General features: G+C 70.1%; 24 protein-coding genes. 12 read left to right on the top strand and 12 right to left on the bottom strand.

Annotation, left to right across the window (positions count from 1 at the left end; genetic code table 11):
* The first annotated feature begins 3 nt into the window (after positions 1–3).
* The 9 genes from OG496_RS45720 to OG496_RS45760 all read left to right on the top strand — a co-directional run bounded on the left by OG496_RS45720 (position 4) and on the right by OG496_RS45760 (position 11,008).
* The gene (locus OG496_RS45720; protein ID WP_405975068.1) at positions 4–900 is read left to right on the top strand and encodes a dihydrodipicolinate synthase family protein; all 897 of its coding nucleotides are present in this window, start codon (positions 4–6) and stop codon (positions 898–900) included.
* 40 nt (positions 901–940) lie between these two features.
* Complete coding sequence (locus OG496_RS45725) at positions 941–1,942, top strand: proline racemase family protein (protein WP_405975069.1); 1,002 nt, start codon at positions 941–943, stop codon at positions 1,940–1,942.
* 69 nt (positions 1,943–2,011) lie between these two features.
* Complete coding sequence (locus OG496_RS45730; RefSeq protein ID WP_366493491.1) at positions 2,012–2,707, top strand: GntR family transcriptional regulator; 696 nt, start codon at positions 2,012–2,014, stop codon at positions 2,705–2,707.
* Between the two features lie 122 nt (positions 2,708–2,829).
* Positions 2,830–3,828: a LacI family DNA-binding transcriptional regulator gene (locus tag OG496_RS45735; RefSeq protein ID WP_266864363.1), complete on the top strand. Its 999-nt coding sequence runs from the start codon at positions 2,830–2,832 to the stop codon at positions 3,826–3,828.
* A 110-nt stretch (positions 3,829–3,938) separates the two neighbouring features.
* Positions 3,939–5,285, top strand: coding sequence for an ABC transporter substrate-binding protein (locus tag OG496_RS45740; RefSeq protein ID WP_399389177.1), 1,347 nt, complete (start codon positions 3,939–3,941; stop codon positions 5,283–5,285).
* Positions 5,286–5,289: 4 nt separating this feature from the next.
* Positions 5,290–6,246: a carbohydrate ABC transporter permease gene (locus OG496_RS45745; RefSeq protein WP_405975070.1), complete on the top strand. Its 957-nt coding sequence runs from the start codon at positions 5,290–5,292 to the stop codon at positions 6,244–6,246.
* A complete protein-coding gene (locus tag OG496_RS45750; protein ID WP_366493488.1) occupies positions 6,243–7,118 on the top strand; it encodes a carbohydrate ABC transporter permease in 876 nt (291 codons plus the stop codon). Before OG496_RS45745 ends, OG496_RS45750 begins: the two co-directional genes overlap by 4 nt.
* A 40-nt stretch (positions 7,119–7,158) precedes the next feature.
* Complete coding sequence (locus tag OG496_RS45755) at positions 7,159–8,760, top strand: glycoside hydrolase family 13 protein (protein ID WP_405975071.1); 1,602 nt, start codon at positions 7,159–7,161, stop codon at positions 8,758–8,760.
* 67 nt (positions 8,761–8,827) lie between these two features.
* Positions 8,828–11,008 (top strand): discoidin domain-containing protein, encoded by a 2,181-nt coding sequence (locus OG496_RS45760; RefSeq protein WP_405975072.1) that lies wholly within the window; start codon positions 8,828–8,830, stop codon positions 11,006–11,008.
* Here the strand turns inward: OG496_RS45760 and OG496_RS45765 are convergent.
* The 7 genes from OG496_RS45765 to OG496_RS45795 all read right to left on the bottom strand — a co-directional run bounded on the left by OG496_RS45765 (position 10,998) and on the right by OG496_RS45795 (position 16,729).
* Positions 10,998–11,804: an ABC transporter ATP-binding protein gene (locus tag OG496_RS45765; RefSeq protein WP_405975073.1), complete on the bottom strand. Its 807-nt coding sequence runs from the start codon at positions 11,802–11,804 to the stop codon at positions 10,998–11,000. The two genes, OG496_RS45760 and OG496_RS45765, sit on opposite strands and share 11 nt — an antisense overlap.
* A 20-nt stretch (positions 11,805–11,824) precedes the next feature.
* Complete coding sequence (locus OG496_RS45770; RefSeq protein ID WP_405975074.1) at positions 11,825–12,604, bottom strand: ABC transporter permease; 780 nt, start codon at positions 12,602–12,604, stop codon at positions 11,825–11,827.
* Entirely contained in the window at positions 12,601–13,374 is a 774-nt protein-coding gene (locus OG496_RS45775; protein ID WP_366493483.1) for an ABC transporter permease, read from the bottom strand. Before OG496_RS45775 ends, OG496_RS45770 begins: the two co-directional genes overlap by 4 nt.
* On the bottom strand, positions 13,371–14,339 hold the full coding sequence (locus OG496_RS45780) for an ABC transporter substrate-binding protein (protein ID WP_405975075.1): 969 nt from the start codon (positions 14,337–14,339) through the stop codon (positions 13,371–13,373). The genes OG496_RS45775 and OG496_RS45780 overlap by 4 nt, the downstream gene beginning before the upstream one ends.
* 217 nt (positions 14,340–14,556) lie before the next feature.
* Positions 14,557–15,492: a PDR/VanB family oxidoreductase gene (locus OG496_RS45785; protein ID WP_405975076.1), complete on the bottom strand. Its 936-nt coding sequence runs from the start codon at positions 15,490–15,492 to the stop codon at positions 14,557–14,559.
* Complete coding sequence (locus OG496_RS45790; protein WP_366493480.1) at positions 15,489–15,668, bottom strand: hypothetical protein; 180 nt, start codon at positions 15,666–15,668, stop codon at positions 15,489–15,491. The genes OG496_RS45785 and OG496_RS45790 overlap by 4 nt, the downstream gene beginning before the upstream one ends.
* On the bottom strand, positions 15,665–16,729 hold the full coding sequence (locus OG496_RS45795; protein WP_405975077.1) for a Rieske 2Fe-2S domain-containing protein: 1,065 nt from the start codon (positions 16,727–16,729) through the stop codon (positions 15,665–15,667). The genes OG496_RS45790 and OG496_RS45795 overlap by 4 nt, the downstream gene beginning before the upstream one ends.
* Before the next feature lie 266 nt (positions 16,730–16,995).
* Here OG496_RS45795 and OG496_RS45800 point away from each other — a divergent pair, with 266 nt between their 5' ends.
* Genes OG496_RS45800 through OG496_RS45810 form a run of 3 tightly spaced genes read left to right on the top strand, consistent with a single transcriptional unit; the run spans position 16,996 to position 19,981 of the window.
* Complete coding sequence (locus OG496_RS45800) at positions 16,996–17,229, top strand: hypothetical protein (protein ID WP_405975078.1); 234 nt, start codon at positions 16,996–16,998, stop codon at positions 17,227–17,229.
* Positions 17,226–17,933: an RNA polymerase sigma factor gene (locus OG496_RS45805; RefSeq protein WP_399389166.1), complete on the top strand. Its 708-nt coding sequence runs from the start codon at positions 17,226–17,228 to the stop codon at positions 17,931–17,933. The genes OG496_RS45800 and OG496_RS45805 overlap by 4 nt, the downstream gene beginning before the upstream one ends.
* Positions 17,930–19,981, top strand: a complete 2,052-nt coding sequence (locus OG496_RS45810; RefSeq protein ID WP_405975079.1) for a M48 family metalloprotease — start codon at positions 17,930–17,932, stop codon at positions 19,979–19,981. The genes OG496_RS45805 and OG496_RS45810 overlap by 4 nt, the downstream gene beginning before the upstream one ends.
* A 10-nt stretch (positions 19,982–19,991) precedes the next feature.
* Here the strand turns inward: OG496_RS45810 and OG496_RS45815 are convergent, their stop codons facing one another.
* The 5 genes from OG496_RS45815 to OG496_RS45835 form a co-directional block, all read right to left on the bottom strand.
* Complete coding sequence (locus OG496_RS45815) at positions 19,992–20,438, bottom strand: J domain-containing protein (RefSeq protein WP_405975080.1); 447 nt, start codon at positions 20,436–20,438, stop codon at positions 19,992–19,994.
* A complete protein-coding gene (locus OG496_RS45820; RefSeq protein ID WP_405975081.1) occupies positions 20,435–21,064 on the bottom strand; it encodes a hypothetical protein in 630 nt (209 codons plus the stop codon). The genes OG496_RS45815 and OG496_RS45820 overlap by 4 nt, the downstream gene beginning before the upstream one ends.
* 198 nt (positions 21,065–21,262) lie before the next feature.
* Positions 21,263–22,069 carry an MIP/aquaporin family protein gene (locus tag OG496_RS45825; protein WP_405975082.1) on the bottom strand — a complete coding sequence of 269 codons (807 nt, stop codon included), beginning with the start codon at positions 22,067–22,069 and terminating at the stop codon, positions 21,263–21,265.
* Positions 22,070–22,080: 11 nt separating this feature from the next.
* On the bottom strand, positions 22,081–22,818 hold the full coding sequence (locus OG496_RS45830; RefSeq protein WP_405975083.1) for a YoaK family protein: 738 nt from the start codon (positions 22,816–22,818) through the stop codon (positions 22,081–22,083).
* A gap of 152 nt (positions 22,819–22,970) precedes the next feature.
* Entirely contained in the window at positions 22,971–23,936 is a 966-nt protein-coding gene (locus tag OG496_RS45835; protein ID WP_405975084.1) for a LysR family transcriptional regulator, read from the bottom strand.
* Positions 23,937–24,076 lie beyond the last annotated feature (140 nt).

The following is a 24,076-nucleotide window of genomic DNA, read 5'->3' on the forward strand; positions in this document are numbered from 1 at the left end:
CACATGACCACCACCCCGAACCGCCCCTGGCGCGGCGTCCTCGTCGCCACCGCCCTTCCGCTGACCGACGAACTCGCCGTCGACTACGACAAGTTCGCCGAGCACTGCGCCTGGCTCGTCGAGAACGGCTGCGACGGTGTCGTGCCGAACGGCTCGCTCGGCGAGTACCAGGTGCTCACGCCCGAGGAGCGCGCCAAGGTCGTCGAGACGGCCGTCGCCGCGATCGGCGGCGCGCGCGTGATGCCCGGTGTCGCCGCCTACGGCTCCGCCGAGTCCCGCCGCTGGGCCGAGCAGGCCCGTGACGCCGGCTGCGCCTCCGTGATGCTGCTGCCGCCCAACGCGTACCGCGCCGACGAGCGTTCGGTCCTCGCGCACTACGCGGAGGTCGCGAAGGCGGGCGTGCCGATCGTGGCGTACAACAACCCCATCGACACCAAGGTCGATCTGGTGCCGGAGCTGCTCGCGAAGCTGCACGGCGAGGGGTACATCCACGCCGTCAAGGAGTTCTCCGGCGACGTCCGCCGCGCGTACCAGCTTGCCGAACTCGCCCCGGAACTCGACCTGTTGATCGGCGCCGACGACGTCCTGCTGGAGCTCGCGCTCGCGGGTGCGAAGGGTTGGGTGGCCGGTTACCCGAACGCGCTGCCCGCCGCGTCCGTCGAGCTGTACCACGCGGCCGTCGACGGTGACCTGGCGACGGCGAAGAAGCTGTACGAGCAGTTGCACCCGCTGCTGCGCTGGGACTCCAAGGTCGAGTTCGTGCAGGCCATCAAGCTGTCCATGGACATCGTCGGCCGGCACGGCGGCCCGGTCCGTCCGCCGCGCGTCCCGCTGCTGCCCGAGCAGGAGACCGCTGTGCGCGCCGCCACCGAGAAGGCGGTCGCGGCCGGGCTCGCGTAGACAACGGCACACTGGTTTACCGGCATTCATCAGGAGCGTCATGCGCAGCAAACTCGTCCTGCACGCCGTCGACTCGCACACCGAGGGCATGCCCACCCGCGTGATCACCGGCGGCATCGGCACGATCCCCGGCGCGACCATGAACGAGCGGCGGCTGTACTTCCGCGAACACCGCGACCAGATCCGGCAGTTCCTGATGAACGAGCCGCGCGGCCACTCCGCGATGAGCGGCGCGATCCTGCAGCCGCCCACCCGCCCCGACTGCGACTGGGGTGTCGTCTACATCGAGGTCTCCGGCTACCTGCCGATGTGCGGGCACGGCACGATCGGCGTGGCCACCGTGCTCGTCGAGACGGGCATGGTCGAGGTCGTCGAGCCGGTCACCATGATCCGGCTCGACACCCCGGCCGGACTCGTCGTCGCCGAAGTCGCCGTCGAGAACGGCGCCGCGAAGAACGTCACCCTCAAGAACGTCCCCTCGTTCTCCGTCGGCCTGGACCGCAAGATCACACTCGCCGACGGGCGGACGGTGACATACGACATGGCGTACGGCGGCAACTTCTACGCCATCCTGCCGCTGGACCAGTTCGAGCTGCCCTTCGACCGGTCCCGCAAGGACGACATCATCAAGGCGGGCCTGTCGCTCATGGAGGCGATCAATGCGCAGGACGAGCCCGTCCACCCCGAGGACGACTCCATTCGCGGCTGCCATCACGTCCACCTGTACGCGCCCGGCGCCACCGCGCGGCACTCCCGGCACGCGATGGCGATCCACCCGGGCTGGTTCGACCGCTCGCCCTGCGGCACGGGCACCAGCGCCCGCATGGCGCAGCTCCACGCGCGCGGTGAACTCCCGCTGCACACCGAGTTCGTGAACGAGTCCTTCATCGGCACCCAGTTCACCGGACGGCTCCTCGACACCACCGAGGTCGCCGGTCTCCCCGCCGTCCTGCCCAGTTTCACCGGCCGGGCCTGGATCACCGGCACCGCCCAGTACCTGCTCGATCCCGCCGATCCGTTCCCGGGCGGATTCATCCTCTAGATCGGGGATAATGGCCGGTCACGCGTGACATTGCACCGTGTGGGACCTTGCACCGCTAGGAGACTTCCGATGGCCGTTCAGCGAGCCGGCGCCCCGCCGACCACCGCTCCGGATCTGCCCACGCTGGGCGGCAAGAAGAGCAGCTACCGCGAGCGGGTCGTCGACGCCCTGCGGGCCGCGATGATCGCGGGGGAGCTGCGGCCGGGCGAGGTGTACTCCGCGCCGACGCTCGCCGCCCGCTTCGGTGTCTCGGCGACCCCGGTGCGCGAGGCCATGCTGGACCTGGCCAAGGAGGGGCTGGTCGACACCGTCCCGAACAAGGGGTTCCGGGTCACCGCGGTCTCGGAGAAGCAGCTCGACGAGTACACCCACATCCGCGCGCTGATCGAGATCCCCACGGTGGTGGGGCTGGCCGGGACCGCCGACCCGGTCTCGCTGGAGGCGCTGCGCCCGGCCGCCCGGGAGATCGTCCACGCGGCCGTGGCCGGTGACCTCATCGCATATGTCGAGGCGGACACCCGTTTCCATCTCGGCTTGCTCGCGCTTGCGGGCAACGCCCACCTCGTCGAGGTCGTCGGTGATCTGCGGGGGCGTTCCCGCCTCTACGGCCTGACCGCCCTCGTCAAGGCAGGGCGGCTGCTGGCCTCCGCGCAGGAGCATCTGGAGCTCCTGGACGCGCTGTTGGACCGTGACAAAGGGGCCGTGCGTGAGATCATGACCCGGCACCTGGGGCACGTCCGCGGTCTCTGGGCCGCCCACGACTGACCGGCGCCGAGGGTCGTTGGCGGGCGCCAAGAGCCGCTGACCGGCTCGGGAAGCCGCCGGTCGCCGGATCCGACTCACCCATAACGCAAACCACTTGCATATCTTGCGCTATTCTTGCGCACATGACGCGACGACTTGCTGAGGTGGCGAAGAAGGTCGGGGTCAGCGAGGCCACGGTCAGCCGGGTGCTCAACGGCAAACCCGGAGTCTCCGAGCCCACCCGGCAGGCGGTGCTCTCCGCCCTGGACGTGCTCGGCTACGAGCGGCCCACGCAGTTGCGCGGGGAGCGCGCGCGGCTCGTGGGTCTGGTGCTGCCCGAGCTGCAGAACCCCATCTTCCCCGCCTTCGCCGAGGTGATCGGCGGCGCCCTCGCCCAACTCGGACTGACCCCGGTGCTGTGCACCCAGACCAAGGGCGGCGTCTCCGAGGCCGACTACGTGACCCTGCTGCTCCAACAGCAGGTCTCCGGCGTCGTGTTCGCCGGCGGGCTCTACGCGCAGGCGGACGCGCCGCACGACCACTACCGGCTGCTCGCCGAGCGCAACATCCCGGTCGTCCTGGTCAACGCGGCCATCGACCACCTCGGCTTCCCCGCGGTGTCCTGCGACGACGCGGTCGCCGTCGAGCAGGCCTGGCGGCACCTCGCCTCCCTCGGCCACGAGCGCATCGGGCTGGTCCTCGGCCCCGCCGACCACATGCCGTCCGCAAGGAAGTTGGCCGCCGCGCGGGCCATCGCGGCGGACCTGCCCGACGAGTTCGTCGCCCGCGCCATCTTCTCCATCGAGGGCGGTCACGCCGCGGCCTCCCGGCTGATCGACCGGGGCGTCACCGGCATCATCTGCGCCAGCGACCCCCTCGCCCTGGGTGCGGTAAGGGCCGCTCGCCGCAAGGGACTTGACGTCCCGTCACAGATTTCCGTCGTGGGTTACGACGACTCCGCCTTCATGAACTGCACCGAGCCCCCGCTGACCACCGTCCGCCAGCCCATCGAGGCCATGGGCCGGGCCGCCGTGGAGCTGCTGAACTCACAGGTCGGCGGGACGGCCGTACCGGCCGAAGAGCTGCTCTTCGAACCGGAACTGGTAGTGCGTGGTTCCACCGCGCAAGCCCCGCGCGGCTGAGCGTCAGCGCGCTGTCGAATAATTACAGATTCTGCGCGACATCTTGCGGACAGGTGTCGGCGGTGCTTGAGTGTGCGGCGCCCACCGCTCCTGCCCAGAGGGGTCCACCGATGAGAAGCACCGGGTTCCGCCGCACCTTCGCCGCGATCGGCGTCTGTTCTCTCGCGCTCACTGCCTCCGCCTGCGGGTCCGGCGACGACTCGGCGAGCGGCAAGACGCGCATCACGGTCAACTGCGAGCCGCCCAAGAGCGCCAAGGTCGACCGCAAGTTCTTCGATTCCGACGTCGCGGCCTTCGAGAAGAAGAACACCGACATCGACGTCGTCACCCATGACGCGTTCCCCTGCCAGGACCCGAAGACCTTCGACGCCAAACTCGCCGGCGGCCAGATGGAGGACGTGTTCTACACGTACTTCACCGACGCCAAGCACGTCGTCGACATCAACCAGGCCGCCGATCTCACGCCGTACATCAAGGAGTTGAAGAGTTACGACACGCTGCAGAAGCAGCTGCGTGACATCTACACCGTCGACGGCAAGATCTACGGCATCCCGCGCACCGGCTACTCGATGGGCCTGATCTACAACCGCAAGCTCTTCCAGCAGGCCGGCCTCGACCCCGACAAGGCGCCGACGACCTGGGCCGAAGTCCGGGCCGACGCCAAGAAGATAGCCGCGCTCGGCAACGGCACCATCGGCTACGCCGACTACAGCGCCCAGAACCAAGGGGGTTGGCACTTCACCGCCGAGATGTACTCCCAGGGCGGCGACGTCGTCAGCGCCGACGGCAAGAAGGCGACCATCGACACGCCCCAGGGCCACGCCGTGCTGCAGAACCTGCACGACATGCGCTGGACCGACAACTCGATGGGCAGCAAGCAGCTCCTGGTCATCAACGACGTGCAGCAGCTGATGGGTTCGGGCAAGCTCGGCATGTACCTCTCCGCGCCGGACAACATCCCGATCCTGGTCAAGGAGAAGGGCGGCAACTACGACGACCTCGCCCTCGGCCCGATGCCCGGCGGCCAGGGCACGCTCATCGGCGGCGACGGCTACATGTTCAACAAGCACGACACGCCCGCCCAGATCCGCGCCGGCCTCAAGTGGCTCGACAGCATGTTCCTCACCCCGGGCAGCGGCTTCCTCGGCGACTACGCCCGCGCCAAGAAGGCCAACGCGCCCGTCGGACTGCCCGAACCGCGCCTGTTCACCGGCGCCGCCGACGCCAAGGACCAGCAGGTCAAGAAGGCCAACTCCAATGTCCCGGTGGCGAATTACCAGGCCTTCCTCGACGGCAACCAGTCCCTCCAGATGAAGATCGAGCCGCCGGACGCGCAGCAGATCTACTCCGTGCTCGACGGAGCCGTCTCCGCCGTCCTCACCAAGAAGGACGCGAACATCGACCAACTCCTCAAGGACGCCTCCGGAAAGATCGACGGCATCCTGGCCCGGGGCTGACCCGATGACCCGGACGGCCACCCGGAGTCCCGTCGAGACGACGGCAGTTCGACAGGTCGAGGCGCCGCCCCCGGGAGGGGGCCCGGGGCGGCGCCGCCTCCTCGACCAGGCCCGCGCCTACGCCTTCCTCATCGGCGGCCTGATCTGCTTCGCCCTGTTCTCCTGGTACCCGGCGATCCGCGCGGTCGTGATCGCCTTCCAGAAGTACACGCCCGGCTCCTCGCCCGAGTGGGTCGGCACCGCCAACTTCACCCAGGTCTGGCACGACCCCGAGTTCGCCGCGGCCTGGCGCAACACCCTCGTCTTCACCCTGCTGGCCCTGCTCATCGGCTTCGCGATCCCGTTCGTACTCGCCCTGGTCCTCAACGAGTTGAGGCACTGGAAGGCCTTCTTCAGAGTCGTCGTCTACCTCCCGGTGATGATCCCGCCGGTGGTCACCGCCCTGCTGTGGAAGTGGTTCTACGACCCGGGAGCGGGCCTCGCCAACGAGACGCTGCGCTTCCTGCACCTGCCCACCTCGAACTGGTCCAACGGCACCGACACCGCCCTCATCTCCCTGGTGATCGTGGCCACTTGGGCCAACCTGGGCGGCACCGTCCTGATCTACCTGGCCGCGCTCCAGTCCATCCCCGGCGAGCTGTACGAGGCCGCCGAACTGGACGGCGCGAGCCTCCTGCAACGCGTCCGGTACGTGACGATCCCTCAGACCCGGTTCGTCATCCTGATGCTGATGCTCCTTCAGATCATCGCCACGATGCAGGTGTTCACCGAACCGTTCGTCATCACCGGTGGCGGACCGGAGAGCGCCACCGTCACCGTCCTCTACCTGATCTACAAATACGCCTTCCTCTACAACGACTTCGGTGGCGCCTGCGCGCTCAGCGTGATGCTCCTCGTGCTGCTCGGCGTCTTCTCGGCCCTCTATCTGCGGCTGACCCGCTCCGGAGAGGACGACCTGTGACCACCCGCACGCTGCTCTCCCCGGCGACCCTCGCCCGGCCGCGCGGAAAGGCCGTCTACTGGACGGTGTTCACCGGCGTCGTCGTGCTCTTCGCGCTCGCCTTCCTCTTCCCCGTCTACTGGATGGTCACCGGCGCGATGAAGTCGCCGGACGAGATCGCGCAGACCCCGCCCACGATCGTGCCCCACCACTGGCACCTCAGCGGCTACACCGACGCCTGGGACCTGATGCAGCTCCCGGAGCACCTGTGGAACACGGTCGTCCAGGCCGCCGGCGCCTGGGCGTTCCAGCTGGTCCTCTGCACGGCCGCCGCCTACGCCCTGTCCAAACTGAAGCCCGCCTTCGGCAAGTTGATCCTCGGCGGCATCCTGGCGACGCTGATGGTCCCGGCCCAGGCACTCGTCGTACCCAAGTACCTGACCGCCGCCGACCTCCCGCTGATCCACACCAGCCTGCTCAACAGCCCCCTCGGCATCTGGCTCCCGGCCGTCGCCAACGCCTTCAACCTGTATCTCCTCAAGCGGTTCTTCGACCAGCTCCCGCGCGACGTCATGGAGGCCGCCGAGATCGACGGCGCCGGGAAACTCCGCATCCTGTGGTCCATCGTGCTGCCCATGTCCCGCCCGGTCCTCGGCGTCGTGTCGATCTTCGCGCTCGTCGCCGTCTGGCAGGACTTCCTGTGGCCGCTGATGGTCTTCTCCGACACCGACAAACAGCCGATCAGCGTGGCACTCGTCCAGCTGTCCCAGAACATCCAACTGACCGTGCTCATCGCCGCGATGGTGATCGCGAGCATCCCCATGGTCGCGATGTTCCTGGTCTTCCAGCGGCACATCATCGCCGGGATCAGCGCGGGCAGCACGAAGGGCTGACACCGCCCCCTTCGACGCCCCCGACAGAAAGGCCAGCACCGTGGGACAGCCCACCCCTGCCCAGAGCCAGGACGACTGGTGGCGCTCCGCCGTCATCTACCAGGTCTACGTCCGCAGCTTCGCGGACGGCGACGGCGACGGCACCGGCGACCTCGCGGGCGTCCGCTCCCGACTGCCGTATCTCGCCGAACTCGGCGTGGACGCGCTGTGGTTCAACCCCTGGTACCTGTCACCGATGAAGGACGGCGGCTACGACGTCGCCGACTACCGCGCCATCGACCCCGCCTTCGGCTCGCTCGCCGAGGCGGAGAAACTCATCGCCGAGGCACGGGAGTTGGGCATCCGCACGATCGTCGACATCGTGCCGAACCACGTCTCCGACCAGCACCCGTGGTTCCGCGCCGCCCTCGCCGGCGGCCCCGAGCGCGAGCTGTTCCACTTCCGCCCCGGACGCGGCGAGCACGGTGAACTCCCGCCGAACGACTGGCCGTCGCAGTTCGCCGGCTCCACCGAACCCGTGTGGACCCGGCTCCCCGACGGCGACTGGTACCTCCACCTGTTCACCCCCGAACAGCCCGACCTCAACTGGGCCCACCCGGCGGTGCGTCAGGAGCACGAGGACATCCTGCGCTTCTGGTTCGAGCGCGGCGTCGAAGGCGTCCGCATCGACTCGGCGGCGCTACTCGCCAAGGACCCCGACCTGCCCGACTTCGTCGAGGGCCGCGACCCCAACCCCTTCGTCGACCGCGACGAACTCCACGACATCTACCGCTCCTGGCGGGCCGTCGCCGACGAGTACGGCGCCGTCTTCGTCGGCGAGGTCTGGCTCCCCGACACCGAACGCTTCGCCCGCTATCTGCGCCCCGACGAACTGCACACCGCCTTCAACTTCGCGTTCCTGTCCTGCCCTTGGGACCCCGAGCGGCTACGCACGTCGATCGACGAGACCCTCGCCGAGCACGCCCCGATCGGCGCACCCGCCACCTGGGTCCTGTGCAACCACGACGTGACCCGCACGGTCACCCGCTACGGCCGCGCCGACACCGGCTTCGACTTCGCCACGAAGGCCTTCGGCACCCCGACCGACCTCGCGCTGGGCACCCGGCGCGCACGGGCGGCCGCCCTGCTCTCGCTGGCCCTGCCAGGAGTGGTCTACCTCTACCAGGGGGAGGAGCTGGGACTGCCCGAGGTCGAGCTGCCCGTCGACCGCATACAGGATCCGATGTACCTCCGGTCCGGCGGCACCGACCCCGGCCGCGACGGCTGCCGGGTGCCGCTGCCCTGGGCCGAGGAAGCGCCGTACGCGGGCTTCGGTTCGCGCGGTGAGCCGTGGCTGCCGCAGCCGGTCGGCTGGACATCGTATGCGGTCGACCGTCAGCAGCGGACCGTCGACTCCATGCTCAACCTCTACCGCGAGGCGATCCGCCTCCGGCCGGTCTTCGGCGACGGCCCCCTCACCTGGCTGCCCGCCCCCGACGGCGTCCTCGCCTTCGCCCGCGCGGAGGGCGTGACCTGCGTGGTCAACCTCGCCGACACACCCGCCGACCTGCCCTCGCACACCCGACTTCTGCTGACCAGCGGTCCCCTGGACGACCAGGGACGCCTGCCGCGGGACACGGCCGCCTGGCTGCGCACCGCATAGCCCCGCGGTTATCGGCCGTCACCCTGCATCCGCTATCCCCGTACCCCCACCTCGAAGGGATCAGCACATGCACAGCACCACCTTTCATTCTGTCAGGCGCATGCCAATGATCGGCGCGGCCGTCGCACTCGCCGCCGGCACGCTCGTCGCCCTGACCCCCGCCGCCGCCCACGCCGCCTCGGGCGCCTCCCTCCCCTTCACCTCCGTCGAGGCCGAGTCCGCCACCACCACCGGGACCAGGTTCGGTCCCGACTACACCCAGGGGACCCTCGCCTCCGAGGCCTCCGGACGGCAGGCCGTACGGCTCACCTCCGGGCAGCGCGTCGAGTTCACCGTGCCGCGCGCGGCCAACGCCGTGAACGTGTCCTACAGCGTCCCGGACGGCCAGAGCGGCAGCCTCGACGTGTACGTCAACGGCACCAAGATCAGCAAGACGCTCGCCGTGACCTCCAAGTACTCGTACGTCGACACGAGTTGGATCGCGGGCGCCAAGACGCACCACTTCTTCGACAACTCCCGGCTCCTGCTCGGCCAGAACGTGCAGCAGGGCGACAAGGTCGCGTTCGTGTCGACGGGCACCCAAGTCACCGTCGACGTCGCCGACTTCGAGCAGGTCGCCGGGGCCGCCGCGCAGCCCGCCGGTTCGGTGTCCGTGGTCTCCAAGGGCGCCGACCCCAGCGGCGCGGGCGACTCCACCCAGGCCTTCCGCGACGCCATCTCCGCCGCCCAAGGGGGAGTGGTGTGGATCCCGCCGGGCGACTACCGGCTCACCTCCTCCCTCAGCGGTGTGCAGAACGTGACGCTCCAGGGCGCCGGCCAGTGGTACTCGGTCGTGCACACCTCGCGCTTCATCGACCAGTCCAGCTCCTCCGGCGGCGTCCACATCAAGGACTTCGCGGTCATCGGCGAGGTCACCGAACGCGTCGACTCCAACCCGGACAACTTCGTCAACGGGTCGCTGGGACCGGGGAGTTCGGTCTCCGGCATGTGGATCCAGCACCTCAAGGTCGGTCTCTGGCTGACGGGCAACAACGACAACCTCGTCGTCGAGAACAACCGGATCCTCGACACCACCGCCGACGGCCTCAACCTCAACGGCAGCGCCCACGGCGTGATCGTCCGCAACAACTTCCTCCGCAACCAGGGCGACGACTCCCTCGCCATGTGGTCGCTCAACTCCCCGGACACCAACAGCAGTTTCGAGAACAACACCATCTCCCAGCCGAACCTCGCCAACGGCATCGCGATCTACGGCGGCACCAACATCGCGGTCAGGAACAACCTGGTCTCCGACACCAACGCCCTCGGCAGCGGCATCGCGATCTCCAACCAGAAGTTCCTCGACCCCTTCTCCCCGCTCGCCGGAACCATCACGGTCGAGGGCAACACCCTCGTCCGCACCGGCGCGATCAACCCCAACTGGGGCCATCCCATGGGCGCGTTGCGCGTCGACTCCTACGACAGCGCCGTCAACGCCACCGTCAACATCACCAACACGACCATCACCAACAGCCCGTACAGCGCCTTCGAGTTCGTGTCCGGCGGCGGCCACGGTTACTCGACCGGCAACGTCACCGTGAGCGGCGCCACCGTGCAGAACACCGGCACGGTCGTCGTCCAGGCCGAGGCGCAGGGCGCGGCCAAGTTCAGCAACGTGCAGGCCACCGGCGTCGGCGCGGCCGGCATCTACAACTGCCCCTATCCGTCCGGCTCCGGGGTCTTCACCGTCACCGACGGCGGCGGCAACTCCGGCTGGAGCAGCACCTGGTCGGACTGTTCGACCTGGCCCCAGCCCGGCCAGGGCAACCCGCCCCCGGACCAGAACGCCAACCTCGCCAAGGGCCGCCCCGCCACCGCGACCGGCTCGCAGGACGTCTACACACCGGGCAAGGCGGTCGACGGCGACGCGAACACCTACTGGGAGTCCGCCAACAACGCCTTCCCGCAGGCCTGGACGGTCGACCTCGGCTCCAACCAGGCAGTGCGCAGAGTGGTGTTGAAGCTGCCGCCGTCCTCCGCGTGGGGCGCCCGCACGCAGACACTGTCCGTGCTGGGCAGCACCGACGGCTCGACCTACTCCACGGTCGTCGGCTCCACCGGCTACCGCTTCGACCCGGCGACCGGGAACACGGTCACCGTGGCCCTGCCGAGCGGCACGAACCTGCGCTATCTGCGGCTCAACGTCACCGCCAACACCGGGTGGCCCGCAGGGCAGTTGAGCGAAGTGGAGGCGTATCTCACTTCGTGAGCCGGTCCTGAACCGGGAGCGTCCCGCGCTTCGCCGCCTGGATCTGCTCGTACACATGGGTCCGCAGTTCGGCGAAGCGCGGGGCGACCCGGGTGTGCAGCTGGTCGCGCTCCACGGGCAGATCGACCTTCAGCTGCTCCTGCACGACGGTCGGCGACGCCGACAGCACGACCACCCGCTCACCCAAGTACACGGCCTCGTCGATGTCGTGGGTCACGAACAGGATCGTGATGCCGCGCTCCCGCCACAACCCCCGTACGAGATCCTCCAGATCGGCCCGGGTCTGCGCGTCGACCGCCGCGAACGGCTCGTCCATCAACAGGACTTCGGGCTCGTACGCCAGCGCACGCGCGATCGCGACCCGCTGCTGCATACCGCCGGACAGCTGCCACGGATACGCCCCCGCGGCCTCCGTCAACCCGACCGACTCCAGTGCGTCCGCGACCAGTTCACGCCGTCGGGCCTTCGACAAGTTCTTCTGTTTCAAGGGGAGTTCGACGTTCTCGCCGACCCGCATCCAGGGGAAGAGGCTGCGTCCGTACTCCTGGAACACGAACGCCATCCCGGGTGGCGGACCGCTCACCTTCCGTCCGCCCAGGAGGACTTCGCCCGCGGTCGGGGTGAGCAGCCCGCCCATGCACTTCAGCAGGGTGGTCTTGCCGCAGCCCGACGGGCCGACGAGACAGACGAGTTCGCCGGCGTCGACGCTGAAGGTGAGGTCCCGCACCGCCTCCACGCGGCGACCGGAACCCTCGTAGACCTTCTGCAGGCCGGATACGTCGAGTTGCGCGTGCATGGACCGCCCTTTCACGATGTTCACGGGGACCGGCGGGAGGCCGCGCGCAGGCCGTGGTACCAGCCGAGCACCCGCCGCTCGACCACCTGGAAGACGACGGAGAGCAGGAACCCCAGGATCCCGAGGACGAGGATGCCCGTCCACATGTCCGGGATGGCGAAGCTGCGTTGGAACTGGACGATGGTGAAGCCCAGCCCGTCGGTGGCCGCGAACATCTCGCTGATGACCATCAGGATGATCCCGATGGACAGCGCCTGGCGCAGCCCCGCGAAGATCTGCGGGCTCGCCGAGCGCAGCACCAGCGTGCGCAGCCGGGCGACGCCCGTGACGCCGTAGGAGAGGGCTGTTTCCTTCATGACGGGGTCGACCGCGCGGACGCCCTCGACGGTGTTGAGGAGGACGGGCCAGACGCAGCCGCTCGCGATGACCACGATCTTCATCGTGTCGCCGATGCCCGCGAACAGCATGATGACCGGGACCAACACCGGTGGCGGGACCGCGCGCAGGAACTCCAGGACCGGTTCGCACACCGCGCGCACCCGGCGGTACGAGCCGATCACCGTGCCGAGCGCGACGCCGACGACGGCCGCCGTGGCGTAACCGGCCGCGAGCCGCAGGACGCTGGGCAGGACGTCCGTCTTGAGACGGTCGCCGGTCCATACGTCGGGGAAGGTCTTGAGGATCGTGCGCAGCGGCGGCCAGTACACGTTGGTGCTGCCGTCCGACGCCAGCCACCACACGGCGACGAGTACGGCCGGCAGCGCGACCGCGAACAGCAGTCGGATCAGGATCCGCCTCACACCGCCACCTCCCCGCGCACCGACTGGTGCCAGGCCAGCGCCCGCCGTTCCACCGTACGCGCGCCGACGTTGATGAGCAGCCCCAGCAGACCGGTCACCACGATCAGCGCGTACATCTCCGGTACGGCCTGCGAGGTCTGGGCGACCGCGATGGTCGCGCCCAACCCCGGTGCCCCGATGACCAGTTCGGCGGTGATGGTGAGGATCAGCGCGACGGCCGCCGCCAGCCGCACGCCCGTCATGACGTACGGCAGCGCGCTCGGCCACAGCACGTGCCGGACCCGGGCCCAGGTGCCGAGACCGTACGACCGTGCCGTCTCCTCGGCGACCGGGTCGACGTCCTGGACGCCGTAGAGGACCTGGATCAGGATCTGCCAGAAGGAGGCGTAGACAACGAGCAACAGCACCGACTTGAGTTCGGTGCCGTACAACAGCACTGCGAGGGGGATGAGGGCGACCGACGGGATCGGGCGCAGGAACTCGATCGTCGACGCGGTCGCCTCGCGGAGGTGGGGGACGACGGAGAGCAGGACGCCGACGACGATGCCCGCGCCGACGGCGATCGCGAGGCCCAGGGCCCAGCCGGTGAGGGTGTCGCCGAGGGCCGACCAGAACGCGCCGTCCTTGAGTTCGTCGACGAACGCGGACGCGATCCTGCTGGTCGGCGGGAAGTAGGCCTCCTTGACGATGCCGACGCGCGGCACGACCTCGCCGAGGGCGAGGAAGGCCGCGAGTCCGGCAGCACCCAGTGCGGTGTTCAGTCCCTTCACGGAAGCAGCTTGTCCAGGTCGGGGGCCGTCTTGAAGAGACCGTCCGTCACACTCAGCTTCTCCAGCGTCTCGATCGACGAACGGTTGGGATCGGCGGGCCACTTGGGCAGGATCACCTTGGCCAGCACGCTCGACGGAACCTTGGTGTAGGTGGTGACGATCTGGCGGACCTCGTCCGGGTGGGCGTCGGCGTAGGCCAGGGACTCGGCGGTGGCCTCCTGGAACTTCTTGACCAGGTCCGGGTTCTTGGTCGCGTACGCCGTCGAAGTGAAGTACATGGCGACGGTGAGGTTCGGCGCGACGTCGACCAGCGGCCAGGCGATCTGCTGGGCGCCCTGGTCCAACATGGTGGTGAGGGCGGGTTCGACGGCCATGGCGGCGTCGATCTGGCCCTTGTCCAGCGCGGCCGGCATCTGGTCGAAGGCCAGCTCCACGAACTTGACCTTGTCGGGATCGCCACCGGCCTTACGGACGGATTCGCGTACGGCCGTCTCGTTGATGTTCTTCAGCGTGTTGACCGCGACCTTCTTGCCCTCCAGCTCCTTCGCCGACTTGAGGGAGCTGCCCTTCTTGACGACGAGGGCGCCAAAGTCCTTGCCGGACACGCCCGTTGAGGCGACGCCGTTGGCGATGGCCTGCACGGGCACGTTGTTGGACTCGGCGAGCATCAGGGAGGTCATGTTGGAGAAGCCGAACTGGAACTGGCCGCTGACCACACCCGGCACGATGGCCGCGCCGCCCTGCGCGAGCGTCATCGACAGTTTGAGCCCGTGCTTGCTGAAGAAGCCCTCCTTCTGGCCGAGGTAGAGCGGGGCGACATCGACGATGGGGATGACTCCCACCTTGACCGTGGTGGTGCCGGTGGACGAACTGGTGTTGTCCGACGCTCCGTTGCCGGACGAACCGCAGGCCGACGCGGCGACCAGCATGGATCCGGCCGCGAGGCCGACGAGCAGACGACGCATGGCAACTCCTGTGCAGACGACGGTGTTCCGACAGGCTGTGCGCAGACCGCACAGTGGTGCTCAATGGGTGTTGAGCGGGAACGTAGGGCCCCGTCGCGGCCAGGTCAATGCCTAGTGCTCACAATATTGTTGACAGTTACCGAAGCGCGCTCTCGCTGTGTCGTGAAGTGCGCTCTTGTCGTGTCGTCCGGCGTCGTCACAGATCCGGCCCGTGTCGTCACAGATCCAGCACGAGCCGCTTTCCCAGGCAGCGCGAGACACAGATGAGCATCGTCTCGCCGGCCGCCCGCTCATCCTCGCTCAGTACCGAGTCGCGGTGGTCCGGGGTGCCTTCGAGGACATCGGTCTCGCAGGTCCCACAGGTGCCCTCGGTGCAGGAGAACAGCACCTCGACACCGGCGGCGCGCACGGTGTCGAGTACGGACACGCCCACGGGGACGGTGACCGTCTTCCCGCTCTGCTCCAGCACGACCTCGAACTCGCTGTCGGCGCCCGCGACTTGGACCTTCGGCTGGAACCGCTCGACGTGCAGGATGCCGGCGGGGCAGCGTGCCTCGACCGCGTCGAGCAACGGCCCGGGACCGCAGCAGTAGACGAGGGTGCCGTCCGGAACGTCGTCCAGGACCGACGGCAGGTCGAGCAGCCCGGCCTCGTCCTGCGGAGCGACGGTGACGCGGTCGCCGTAGCGGCCCAACTCCTCCGTGAATGCTATGGAGTTGCGGGTGCGGCCGCCGTAGAGCAGGCTCCACTCCGCGCTCGCCGCCTCCGCCGCGGCCAGCATCGGGAGGATGGGTGTGATGCCGATGCCGCCCGCGACGAAGCGGTAGCGGGGGGCGGGCTCCAGGCGGAAGTGGTTGCGCGGGCCGCGTACCCGCACCTTGTCGCCCTGCTCCAACTGCCCGTGCACGTAAGCCGATCCGCCCCGCCCGTCCGGCTCGCGCAGCACGGCGATCCGCCATGTCGTACGGTCGGCCGGGTCGCCGCACAGTGAGTACTGGCGCTCCAGGTCGGGGCCGAGGGCGACGTCGATGTGGGCGCCCGGTTCCCAGGCGGGGAGTTGCTCGCCGAGCGGGTGGCGCAGGGTGAGGGCGAGTACGCCGTCGGCCGCGAACTCCCTTGCCTCTACGACGAGTTCGGCCTCGTAGGTGGTCATGCGTCGGCTCCCTGCGCATCGTCGAGGGCGTGGCCGCGGGGGTGGGCGAGCATCCACTCCCACATCTCGATCGGGTCCTGGGACGTGTGCTCGCGGCCGCAGTGGCAGGTGCCGTGCAGGATGTCGGTGCCCGGCAGCCAGTCGATGCGGTAGACCTCGCCGGTCGGAGCGGTCACTGGACCTTCTCCACGGGCTTGGCGCCCTCCTCGACCAGCCGGGCGAGGATACGGCGGGCCGCGAGACCGCCGGTGTCGATGTTGATGCTCAGCTCCTGGTAGCCGCCGCGCTCCGAACCCAGCGTCTTCTGAAGGAGGTTGAGGGCGTCGACGTCCTGCATGACGACGGTGTGGTTGTTGCCGCGCAGGAACTCGGTGACCTCGGCGTCGTCCGTGGCCCAGTCGCGCGAGACCGCCCAGAAGTCGTACACCTTGCCGTCCGACGAGGGCGTGATGGCGTAGGTGATCTCGGTGTGGAAGCCGTTCGGGTCGCTGCCGTCCTCCTCGGGGAGGACGCCGACCGGGGCGATACGGCTGTGCAGGAGGTAGAGGCACGGCGCGTGGTACTCGATGTCCTGCCAGCGGGTGATCCGCCCCTGTATCCCGGTGGACCTGGCGTAGAACGGCGGGCATTCGGCGTCGCCCATGTGCCGGCTCACCCGTACGACGCCTGCGCCCTCGTCGACCTCGGTGGTGATCGGCGTCTCGGCGACCTCGGGGGAGCCGATGTAACCGCCGTGCAGATACGTCTCGTGGGAGAGGTCGAGGAGGTTGTCGACGAGGAGGCCGTAGTCGGCGTCGATCGGTTCCATGCCGCTGACGGTGACCCAGTCGGGGGAGGCGAGGTGCGGGGCGCGCGGGATGACCTGCGGGTCCGCGAGCGCCGGGTCGCCGATCCACACCCAGATCAGCGCGTCCTGCTCCACCACCGGGTACGAGGCGACACGGGCGGTGCGGGGGATGCGTTTCTGCCCCGGCACGTACACACAGGTGCCCGTCGTGTCGTAGGTGAAGCCGTGGTATCCGCACACGATCCGGTCCCCGTCGAGGCGGCTCTCGGAGAGCGGGAACCGCCGGTGCACACACCGGTCGTGCAGGGCTACGGCGGTGCCGTCGTCCTCGGTGCGGTAGAAGACGAGGGGTTCGCCGAGGATCGTCCGGCCGAGCAGGTCGCGGCCGACCTCGTGGCTGTAGGCGGCGACGTACCACTGGTTCCTGGCGAAGGCGGTGGTGTGCGGCATCGTTGCGGCTCCCGTCATTGGGTGATGGCGACATCGTCCGGAAGGGCGTCACGGCGCCGCAAGAGCTCTTCCGCGTCACGGAAGGGGGTGGGGAAACCGCCCGTGCGCCCGGCCGCGACAACCCGGCACCGGTCGACGGCCGTACGAGCTCGACGGTGCCGCCGCCATGGGTCCTGGACCCGGAATTCCCGTCCCGGGTAAACCAGTTGGGCACTCACGGCTGTATCAGGGTGTCGCTGCTGTGCTCCTGTGGAAGGGACCCTGAAATGGTTGTCGAACCTGTGGTGGTGGTCGTGGTGCCGGCCTGTACACAGTTGGTGTACGCGCTGGCGGTGCTGTGGACGCAGCCGGTCCGGGACCGCGCGCGGGCGCACGCGCTGGCCACGGTCGTGCGGGCGGCCGGGCCCGGCGGCACGGTCGAGGTCACGTGCGCCGACGGCGAGACGCTGATCGCGCGCTCGGCGGCGGCCGTCGAGCCGGCCGGGGCGGAGCACCGGTGAGCGCCGAACAGGCCGTGGGCCAACGGGACTTCGAGACCTTCTTCGCGTGCGCCTACGGACGTGTCCTGGCGCAGGTGATCATGCTCTGCGGCAGCCGCGAGGACGCCGAGGACGTCACCCAGGAGGCGTTCCTGGAGGCCTACCGGGCCTGGGACCGCATCGCCGGGTACGAGCTGCCCGAGGCGTGGGTGTACCGGGTCTCGGTCCAGCGGCTGTGGAAGACCCAGCGCAGGCGCAGAACGGGCCAGGACCGGCTGCCGGACGTGCCGGTGCCGGTCCGGGCGAGCCCCGAACAGAGCGCGGAGGCGCGCGAGGCGCTGCGGCTGCTGGCCGCCTTGCCGCCGCGGCAGCGGGTCACGATGGTGCTGTTCTGTCTGCACGGCTGGTCCCAGAACGAGATCGCCAGGACGCTGCGGATGACGCGCGGCGGCGTCGCCGCGAACGTCTCCAAGGCGCGCCGGACGCTCAAGGAGGCGCTGGACATGGCCGCGGACGACACGAGCAGGCACGACCCGTTCATGTCCGGCCCGCAGCCGGCCCGTCCTGGCCGCATGGACGCGAGCCGGATCGGCCTCGGCCGTGACCCCGTCGTCATGGCCCTGCGCACCGCGGAGGCATGGCTGCGGGCGGCCGTCGAGGCGGACCCGAAGGCGCTCGCCCGGGCGAGGGCGGCGCTGGACCGCAGACGGGGAGGAAGCCGGTGACGACTGTCCTGGCGTGGTTACGCGGGTTGTTCGCCGTGGGGATGCTCGCCGGGTTCTACGTCGTGGCGTTCACCCTCCTCGCGGCCGACGCGGCACTCGTCTGCTTCATGCTGTGGGGGATCGTCGAACTCCCTTCACAGGGCGGCAACTGGGCGCTCGTCGTGGGCAGCAGCATCCCGGCGGCCTCCGCCCTGGTGTACGGGATAGCCACGGTGAGCCGCACGGAGGAGCCTCCGTCCGACGCGGTCTTCCTGCGCCGCGCCGACGCGCCCGGCCTGTGGCGGCTGGTCGAGGAGCTGGCCGGGCAGTTGCGCACCCGGCCGCCCAGCCGGATCTACCTGACGTCGCAGGCCAACGCGTCGGTGTCGGAGGACGCGCGGCTCCTCGGGTTCGCGGTCGGTGAGCGGACCATGAACCTGGGTGTGCCTCTGCTCCTTTGGCTGAAGCCCGTGGAGCTGCGGGCCGTGCTCTGTCATGAACTCGGCCACTACGCGGGCCGGCACACCCAGTTCGGCGCGATCACCTACAGGGGGGCCGCGTCGCTGCGCTCCACCCTGTTCCGGCTGCGGATGACCGCGCGGTCGGACGAGGCCCGCATCGGGTACGCATGGCTGTTCCAGGCGGCGATCGGCGCCTATGCCTGGGTGTATCTGCGCCTGTCTCTGGCGGTGCGCCGACGCCAGGAGCTGGAGGCGGACGCGGAGGCGGCCGCCGCGGTCGGTCCCGAGGTGACCGCCCAGGCGCTGCGCGCCGTCCACGCGCTCGGCATCACCTGGGCCGGGTTCGAGAGCCGGTATCTACGGCCCGTGCAGCGGCTCGGGTTCGTGCCCGAGGACGTGTTCGAGGCGTTCGCCGCCATGGTGGGCGACCCGCCGGTGCGCGAACGGATGGCCGAACTGCGCGCGCACCCCCTGGAGTTGGACCGTTCCCCGCTGGACTCCCATCCACCGCTGGCCCGACGGCTGGCCCTGATCGAGGCGATGCCTGCCAGGCCCGGAGGGACCGTCGTCGAGGAGGGCCTGCTGGTCGCAGACCCGTCCCCGGTGCCCCGGGTGCAGCGCAAGATGCTCGGCGAGTTCGGGCACTCGGCGACAGCACTGCCCCGGACGGCGTGGGCCGACCTGGCCGCCGAGGCGTTCGCCATCGAACTCGCGAGCCTCCTGCTCGACGCGGCGAGCGACTCCCGTGCGATCGCGCGCCCGACTCTCGCCACCGTGCTCGGCCTGCTGGAACGCGGAGAGCAGACAGAGCTGATACGCCGTCTCACCGACGCACCCGAGCCCGAGGAGCAGCTCGCCGAGGCGCTGTACGCGCTGACCGGGCAGGCGCTGGCCGGCGCGGGCCGCGCGCGCTGGGTGCTCAGCTGGACCCAGGGCTACCTCCTGGACTGCCCCCAGGACCCGCGCGGACGCCTGGACGATCTCGTCGCGGCCGCCGCACGCGACAAAGGGGCGGTGCCGGCCCTGCGCGGCGAACTCGCGCGCCTCGGCCTGGACATCGAGGCGCCGGTCGTCCTGGCCCTGCGTACCGTGGCCGCACCGGCCGGACGGACAACCGCCCGGCGGCGCACCAGGAGCGCGCCGGACCTGGTTGTCGAAGAACTCGCGCGGCAACGCACGGTCGCCAAGGTGACCATGGGCGCCGTGATCGTGACGGGGATGGTGTGGGGGATCGCCCTGCTCGGCTCCGACTCCTCCCAGCCCTACGGGCAGTCCTACCGGCCCGGGCTGCCGACGGCGGCGGCCTCGCGGTACACGCCGTGGCCCCTCTCCACCGATCACCTGTCCGCGCCGAGCTACACCGCGCGGCTGCCCGTGCCGATCATCACCGAGCCCATCCTGCGGCCGACGCCCTCCCTCTACTTCCGCATCCATTTCGTCGTACGCGGTGACACGCTGTCCGCCCTCGCCTGCGAGTACGGCACGACCGTCGAGGACCTGCAGGAACGCAACGACATGGGAAAGAGAACCGATCTCACCGTGGGACAGATGCTGTCGGTACCGGCCGAAGGGGAGGGCTCCGGGATCGTGGCGACGGACTGCCGGTGACCGAAGCGGGTCAGCGGCGGCGTCGCCTCGGCCGCGGTTCGTCGACAGGCCTCCACCAGGCGAACCGGTCGGCCCGCCGCCACGAGGAGTCCGGATCGTGCGCCGGGAAGGAACCGGCGTACATCCCCTGGTCACGGACGGGGCCCGGGCCGGCACCAGTGCGCGGGCCGGCACCGGAGGCCCACTCGAAGGGGTCGGCTGCCGGCGGCGGTTCGGTGGTGGTTCCGGGCGCGCCACGTGGCGGCGCCGCGCGGCGACGGTCGTACGCCTTGCGCCGCACCGGGTCGGACAGCGTCTCGTAGGCCCGGCGCGCGTCCTGGAAGGCTTCCGCGTCGCCGCCACGGTCGGGATGGTGGGTCAGGGCCCGTCGGCGGAACGCGCGCACGATCTCGGCCCTGGTGGCATCGGCCGGGATGCCGAGCACACCGTAGAAGTCCGGTTCGTCCGCCGCGGTCACCGCGCCGCGACCTCGGCCTGCCGGCAGATCAGCCGCCACGACGCGCGGTGCGCGGGACCGGACAGACCCGAGCCGTGCCCCGACACGAAGGTCACCCACCGGCGCCCGGCCAGGTAGCACCAGACGTCCAACTCGTCGTCGTACCCGGAGTAGAAGCAGTTCCCCCGGGCGAACGTGTCGCCGTTGACGAACGGCCGCTGCAACCGTGCCTGAGCCTCCACGGGCAGATTGCCGAGAAATCCGCGTAAGCGCTCCGGCAGCGGCAGTTCCTCGTCGTACCCCCGCGGCTCGTCGCCGCCCGGCAACGCGGGACGACCGGAGCGCGGCCGTCTCGGCTTCTGCACGACCACCGCGTGCCGCAACGACGACGGTACGAACGGCAGGACCGTGATCGACTGCGCGGGCCCGCCCCGGTCGTTGACGGTCGGCGTGGCCACCGCGAGGCCCCGCTCACCGAACACCACCGCGTACGGGCGTTCGTGGTCCGTGGGGTGGCAGTACGCCCACCACTCGACGATCGGACCGACCCTGGTCACCATCCGGTCGCGGGCCGCCGTGCTCAGCTCACGCCACCAGTACTCGCGGCCGGGCAGGTCGACCAACCCGAGCGTCGCGGCGTCGTGCACCGGAGCGTCCACCTCCGCGGCGCGCCCCGGAACAGGAAGCGGCCCGGACCCACGATCCACCGAACCGGCCTTCGGCCGAGGCACAGGGTGCGACGCCATACGGGACCTCCCAGGGCGCGGATCCACCGACACCGGCCGTCCATTGTGACCGTGCCGCCTCCGCCAGGGAAGAGCGCGGCCCGGCCGCGAGACCTTCGGCTACGGGTGAGGAGCCGACGCCGGTTCCTTCGCGGCCGGTGCCTGCGCCGGTGTGGTCGTGCGGCGGCCGTGGACCCGGTTGATCACGACCGTCGCCGCGAGCGCCCCGAGCGGCGGGGCGAGCAGATAGACGGGCAGGAGGGAGGGCGCCCCGGCGAACACTGCCGGCCCGAACTCCCGTGCCGGGTTGGCGATTCCGCCCGACAGGGTGCCGAAGGCGACGATCTGGGCGGCGATCATCGTGCCCACCGCCCACGGGGTGAACGGGCCGAGCCGACGGCTGGAGACGGCGATTCCGGCGACGGCGACGATGACGAACATCGTGGCGGTCTCGATGAGGGCTACGGAGGCCCAACTCCAGCCGGGAGCAGGGCGGATGACGGCGAAGTCCACGGCCGGGGAGGCGAACGCCGGGCCCCAGACCAGTCGTCCGGCCGCGATGCCGAGCAGCGATCCGATCAGCTGACCGGCGATGTACGGCGCGACATCGCGGCCCGGGGTGCGGCCGTAGCGCCACATCGCGAGGGTGATCGCCGGGTTGATGTGGCCGCCGGTCAGCCGGCCCCAGGGGGAGAGCATGACGGCGGTGACCGTGTAGCCGGAGAGAGGGGCCACCGCGAGGAGTCTGCCCTCCGGGGTGTTCCACCAGCCGCCGGACGCAGGGTCGATGGTGCCCATCAGCCAGCGGACCGTTGTCGCCACGATGAACAACATCAAGGCGGTCAGGGCGAGTTCGAGTAGCGCGGAGTGAAGTGTGCGCCGCCACGGGAGACTTGCGGACGCGTCCTTCGCGGCGGCTTCCTTCACCGTGGCTCCGTTCACAGCGGCTTCGTCCAGGACGCGTCGGAGCGGGTCAGTACGAACGCCGTGACGGAGGCCGCCACCAGCAGCACCGCGGCGAACAGCAGGGGCAGGGCGCGGCCGCCGTGCTCGACCGTGACGGCACCGGCCAGACCGCCGGCGAACATCGCTCCGGCCGAGAGCACGCGCCGGCCGACCTTGCTGCCCTTGCCGCCCGCGAGGCGGCTGTCCGCGGCGACTCCGGTGATGGTGAGCGTCAGCACGGTCGTGGTCAGGTCGGGTACGGCCAGGGCGCGGGCGGTGGCGTTCTGCACGCCCATCGCCAGGCCGAGGAGGGCGATCAGCGTGTACTGGACGGCCGTGCTCACCTGCGAGATGTCGGCGACCTGGGCGACGACGTACGCCGCCAGGACCAGGGTCGTCTCCAGCAGCAGCGCGAGGTGCAGGACCCGTCCTCGGTGGGCGCCGGCCCCGTGCGCGAGCCGGCCGCCGAGCAGGGCGCCGAGGGCGAACGCGGCCAGTGCGGCGAGCGAGGCGGCCAGGGAGAAGCCCGCCGCGCCGGCGATCGCGAAGCCGGAGAAGACGACGTTGCCGGTCATGTTGGCGACGAAGACATGGCCCAGGACGAGATAGCTGAAGGCGTCCACGAGCCCGGTCACCACCGTCAGCGCGAGCATCAGGGGAGGGAGCGGGCCGTGCCGGTCCTCCATGTCGGGGACGACCGTGGTCCACGCGTCGCGCAGTACGGCAGACATGGCATTGCTCCCATTCGCTGGACGTCACCGGTCTCCCGGCTGCCTCTTCCGGTTTCTCCACCGGGTTCTCTTCCGAGCGTCGCGCCACGGGAGCGGTTCGTCCAACATATGGATGCGGGTGCAGCGATCTCCTGAACCGATCGATCGGCCTCCTAAACGGATCGACCGGCCTCTTGGACCGGTCCATCGGCCCGGTCCCTGATCGCGTGCCGCTCCACCACTTCGAGGAACGCCGCCGCGGCCGGCGCCAGCCGCTTGCTGTCGTGGACCGCGCAGATGGTGTGCACCGCCGCCTCGTCCGCAAGACGGAGTGCGCGGGCACCGTACGGCAGGGCGTCCCGGAGGCTCGCGTCCGGCGCGGAGTCGTCGAACACGGACGACCGCGGTACGACCGTCACGCCGATGCCCCGTGCCGCCAGCCGGATCATGTCCTGGATCTGGCCGACCTGGAAGTGCTGGCCCGGTTCCACTCCGGCACGGGCGAAGGCGGCCTCCACCTGGCGGCGCAGACCGCTGCCCCGGGTGAACTGGATCAGCTGGTGGCTCTCCGGCAGATCGGCCAGGTCGACGAGCTCGCGGTCGGACAGCGCGTGGTCGGCGGGCACGATCAGGACCAGCGGGTCGGCCGCCAAAACCTGGTGGTCGAGCCCGTCCGGGATCTGCCGCGGGCCGAGGCCGACGATCGCGATGTCGAGGTCCCCGGCCAGGACCGCGGCGGCCATCTCCGCGCTGGGCGCGTTGGTCACATGGAAGTCGATGCCCGGGTAGCGGGCGTGGTAGTCGGCCATCACCTCGACCAGGTCGACCGAGGAGGCCCGCGTCTGCACGAGGCCGAGGCGCAGCCGCCCGCGCCGCAGCCCGGACAGGGCGTCGAGGGCCGCCCGGGCGGTGTCGACGTCGGCGAGGATGCGGCGGGCCAGCGGTTCGAGGAGCTCCCCGGCCGCCGTCAGCCGTACGGAACGGCTGGTGCGGCTGAACAACTGGGCGCCCACGTCCTTCTCCAGCCGGGCGATCTGCTGGCTCAGGGCGGACTGCGCGACGTAGCAACTGGCCGCCGCCTGCGTGAAGTTGCGGGTCTCGGCGACGGCGAGGAAGTACTTCAGGTGCCTCAGGTCCATCCGGCGCCCGTCCTTCCATCCAGCTGCTTCGGCGATCGATACAAGCAGAACCATGTGTTGGACCGATCCATTGTCGCAGACCTACCGTCAGAGGTGTCGCCGGACGACCGCCCCCCGCCTCCCCTCGCCTCTCCTGCTCC

Origin of the sequence: Streptomyces sp. NBC_00988 (genome assembly GCF_045162645.1) — a bacterium.
In the GTDB taxonomy this organism is placed as follows: domain Bacteria; phylum Actinomycetota; class Actinomycetes; order Streptomycetales; family Streptomycetaceae; genus Streptomyces.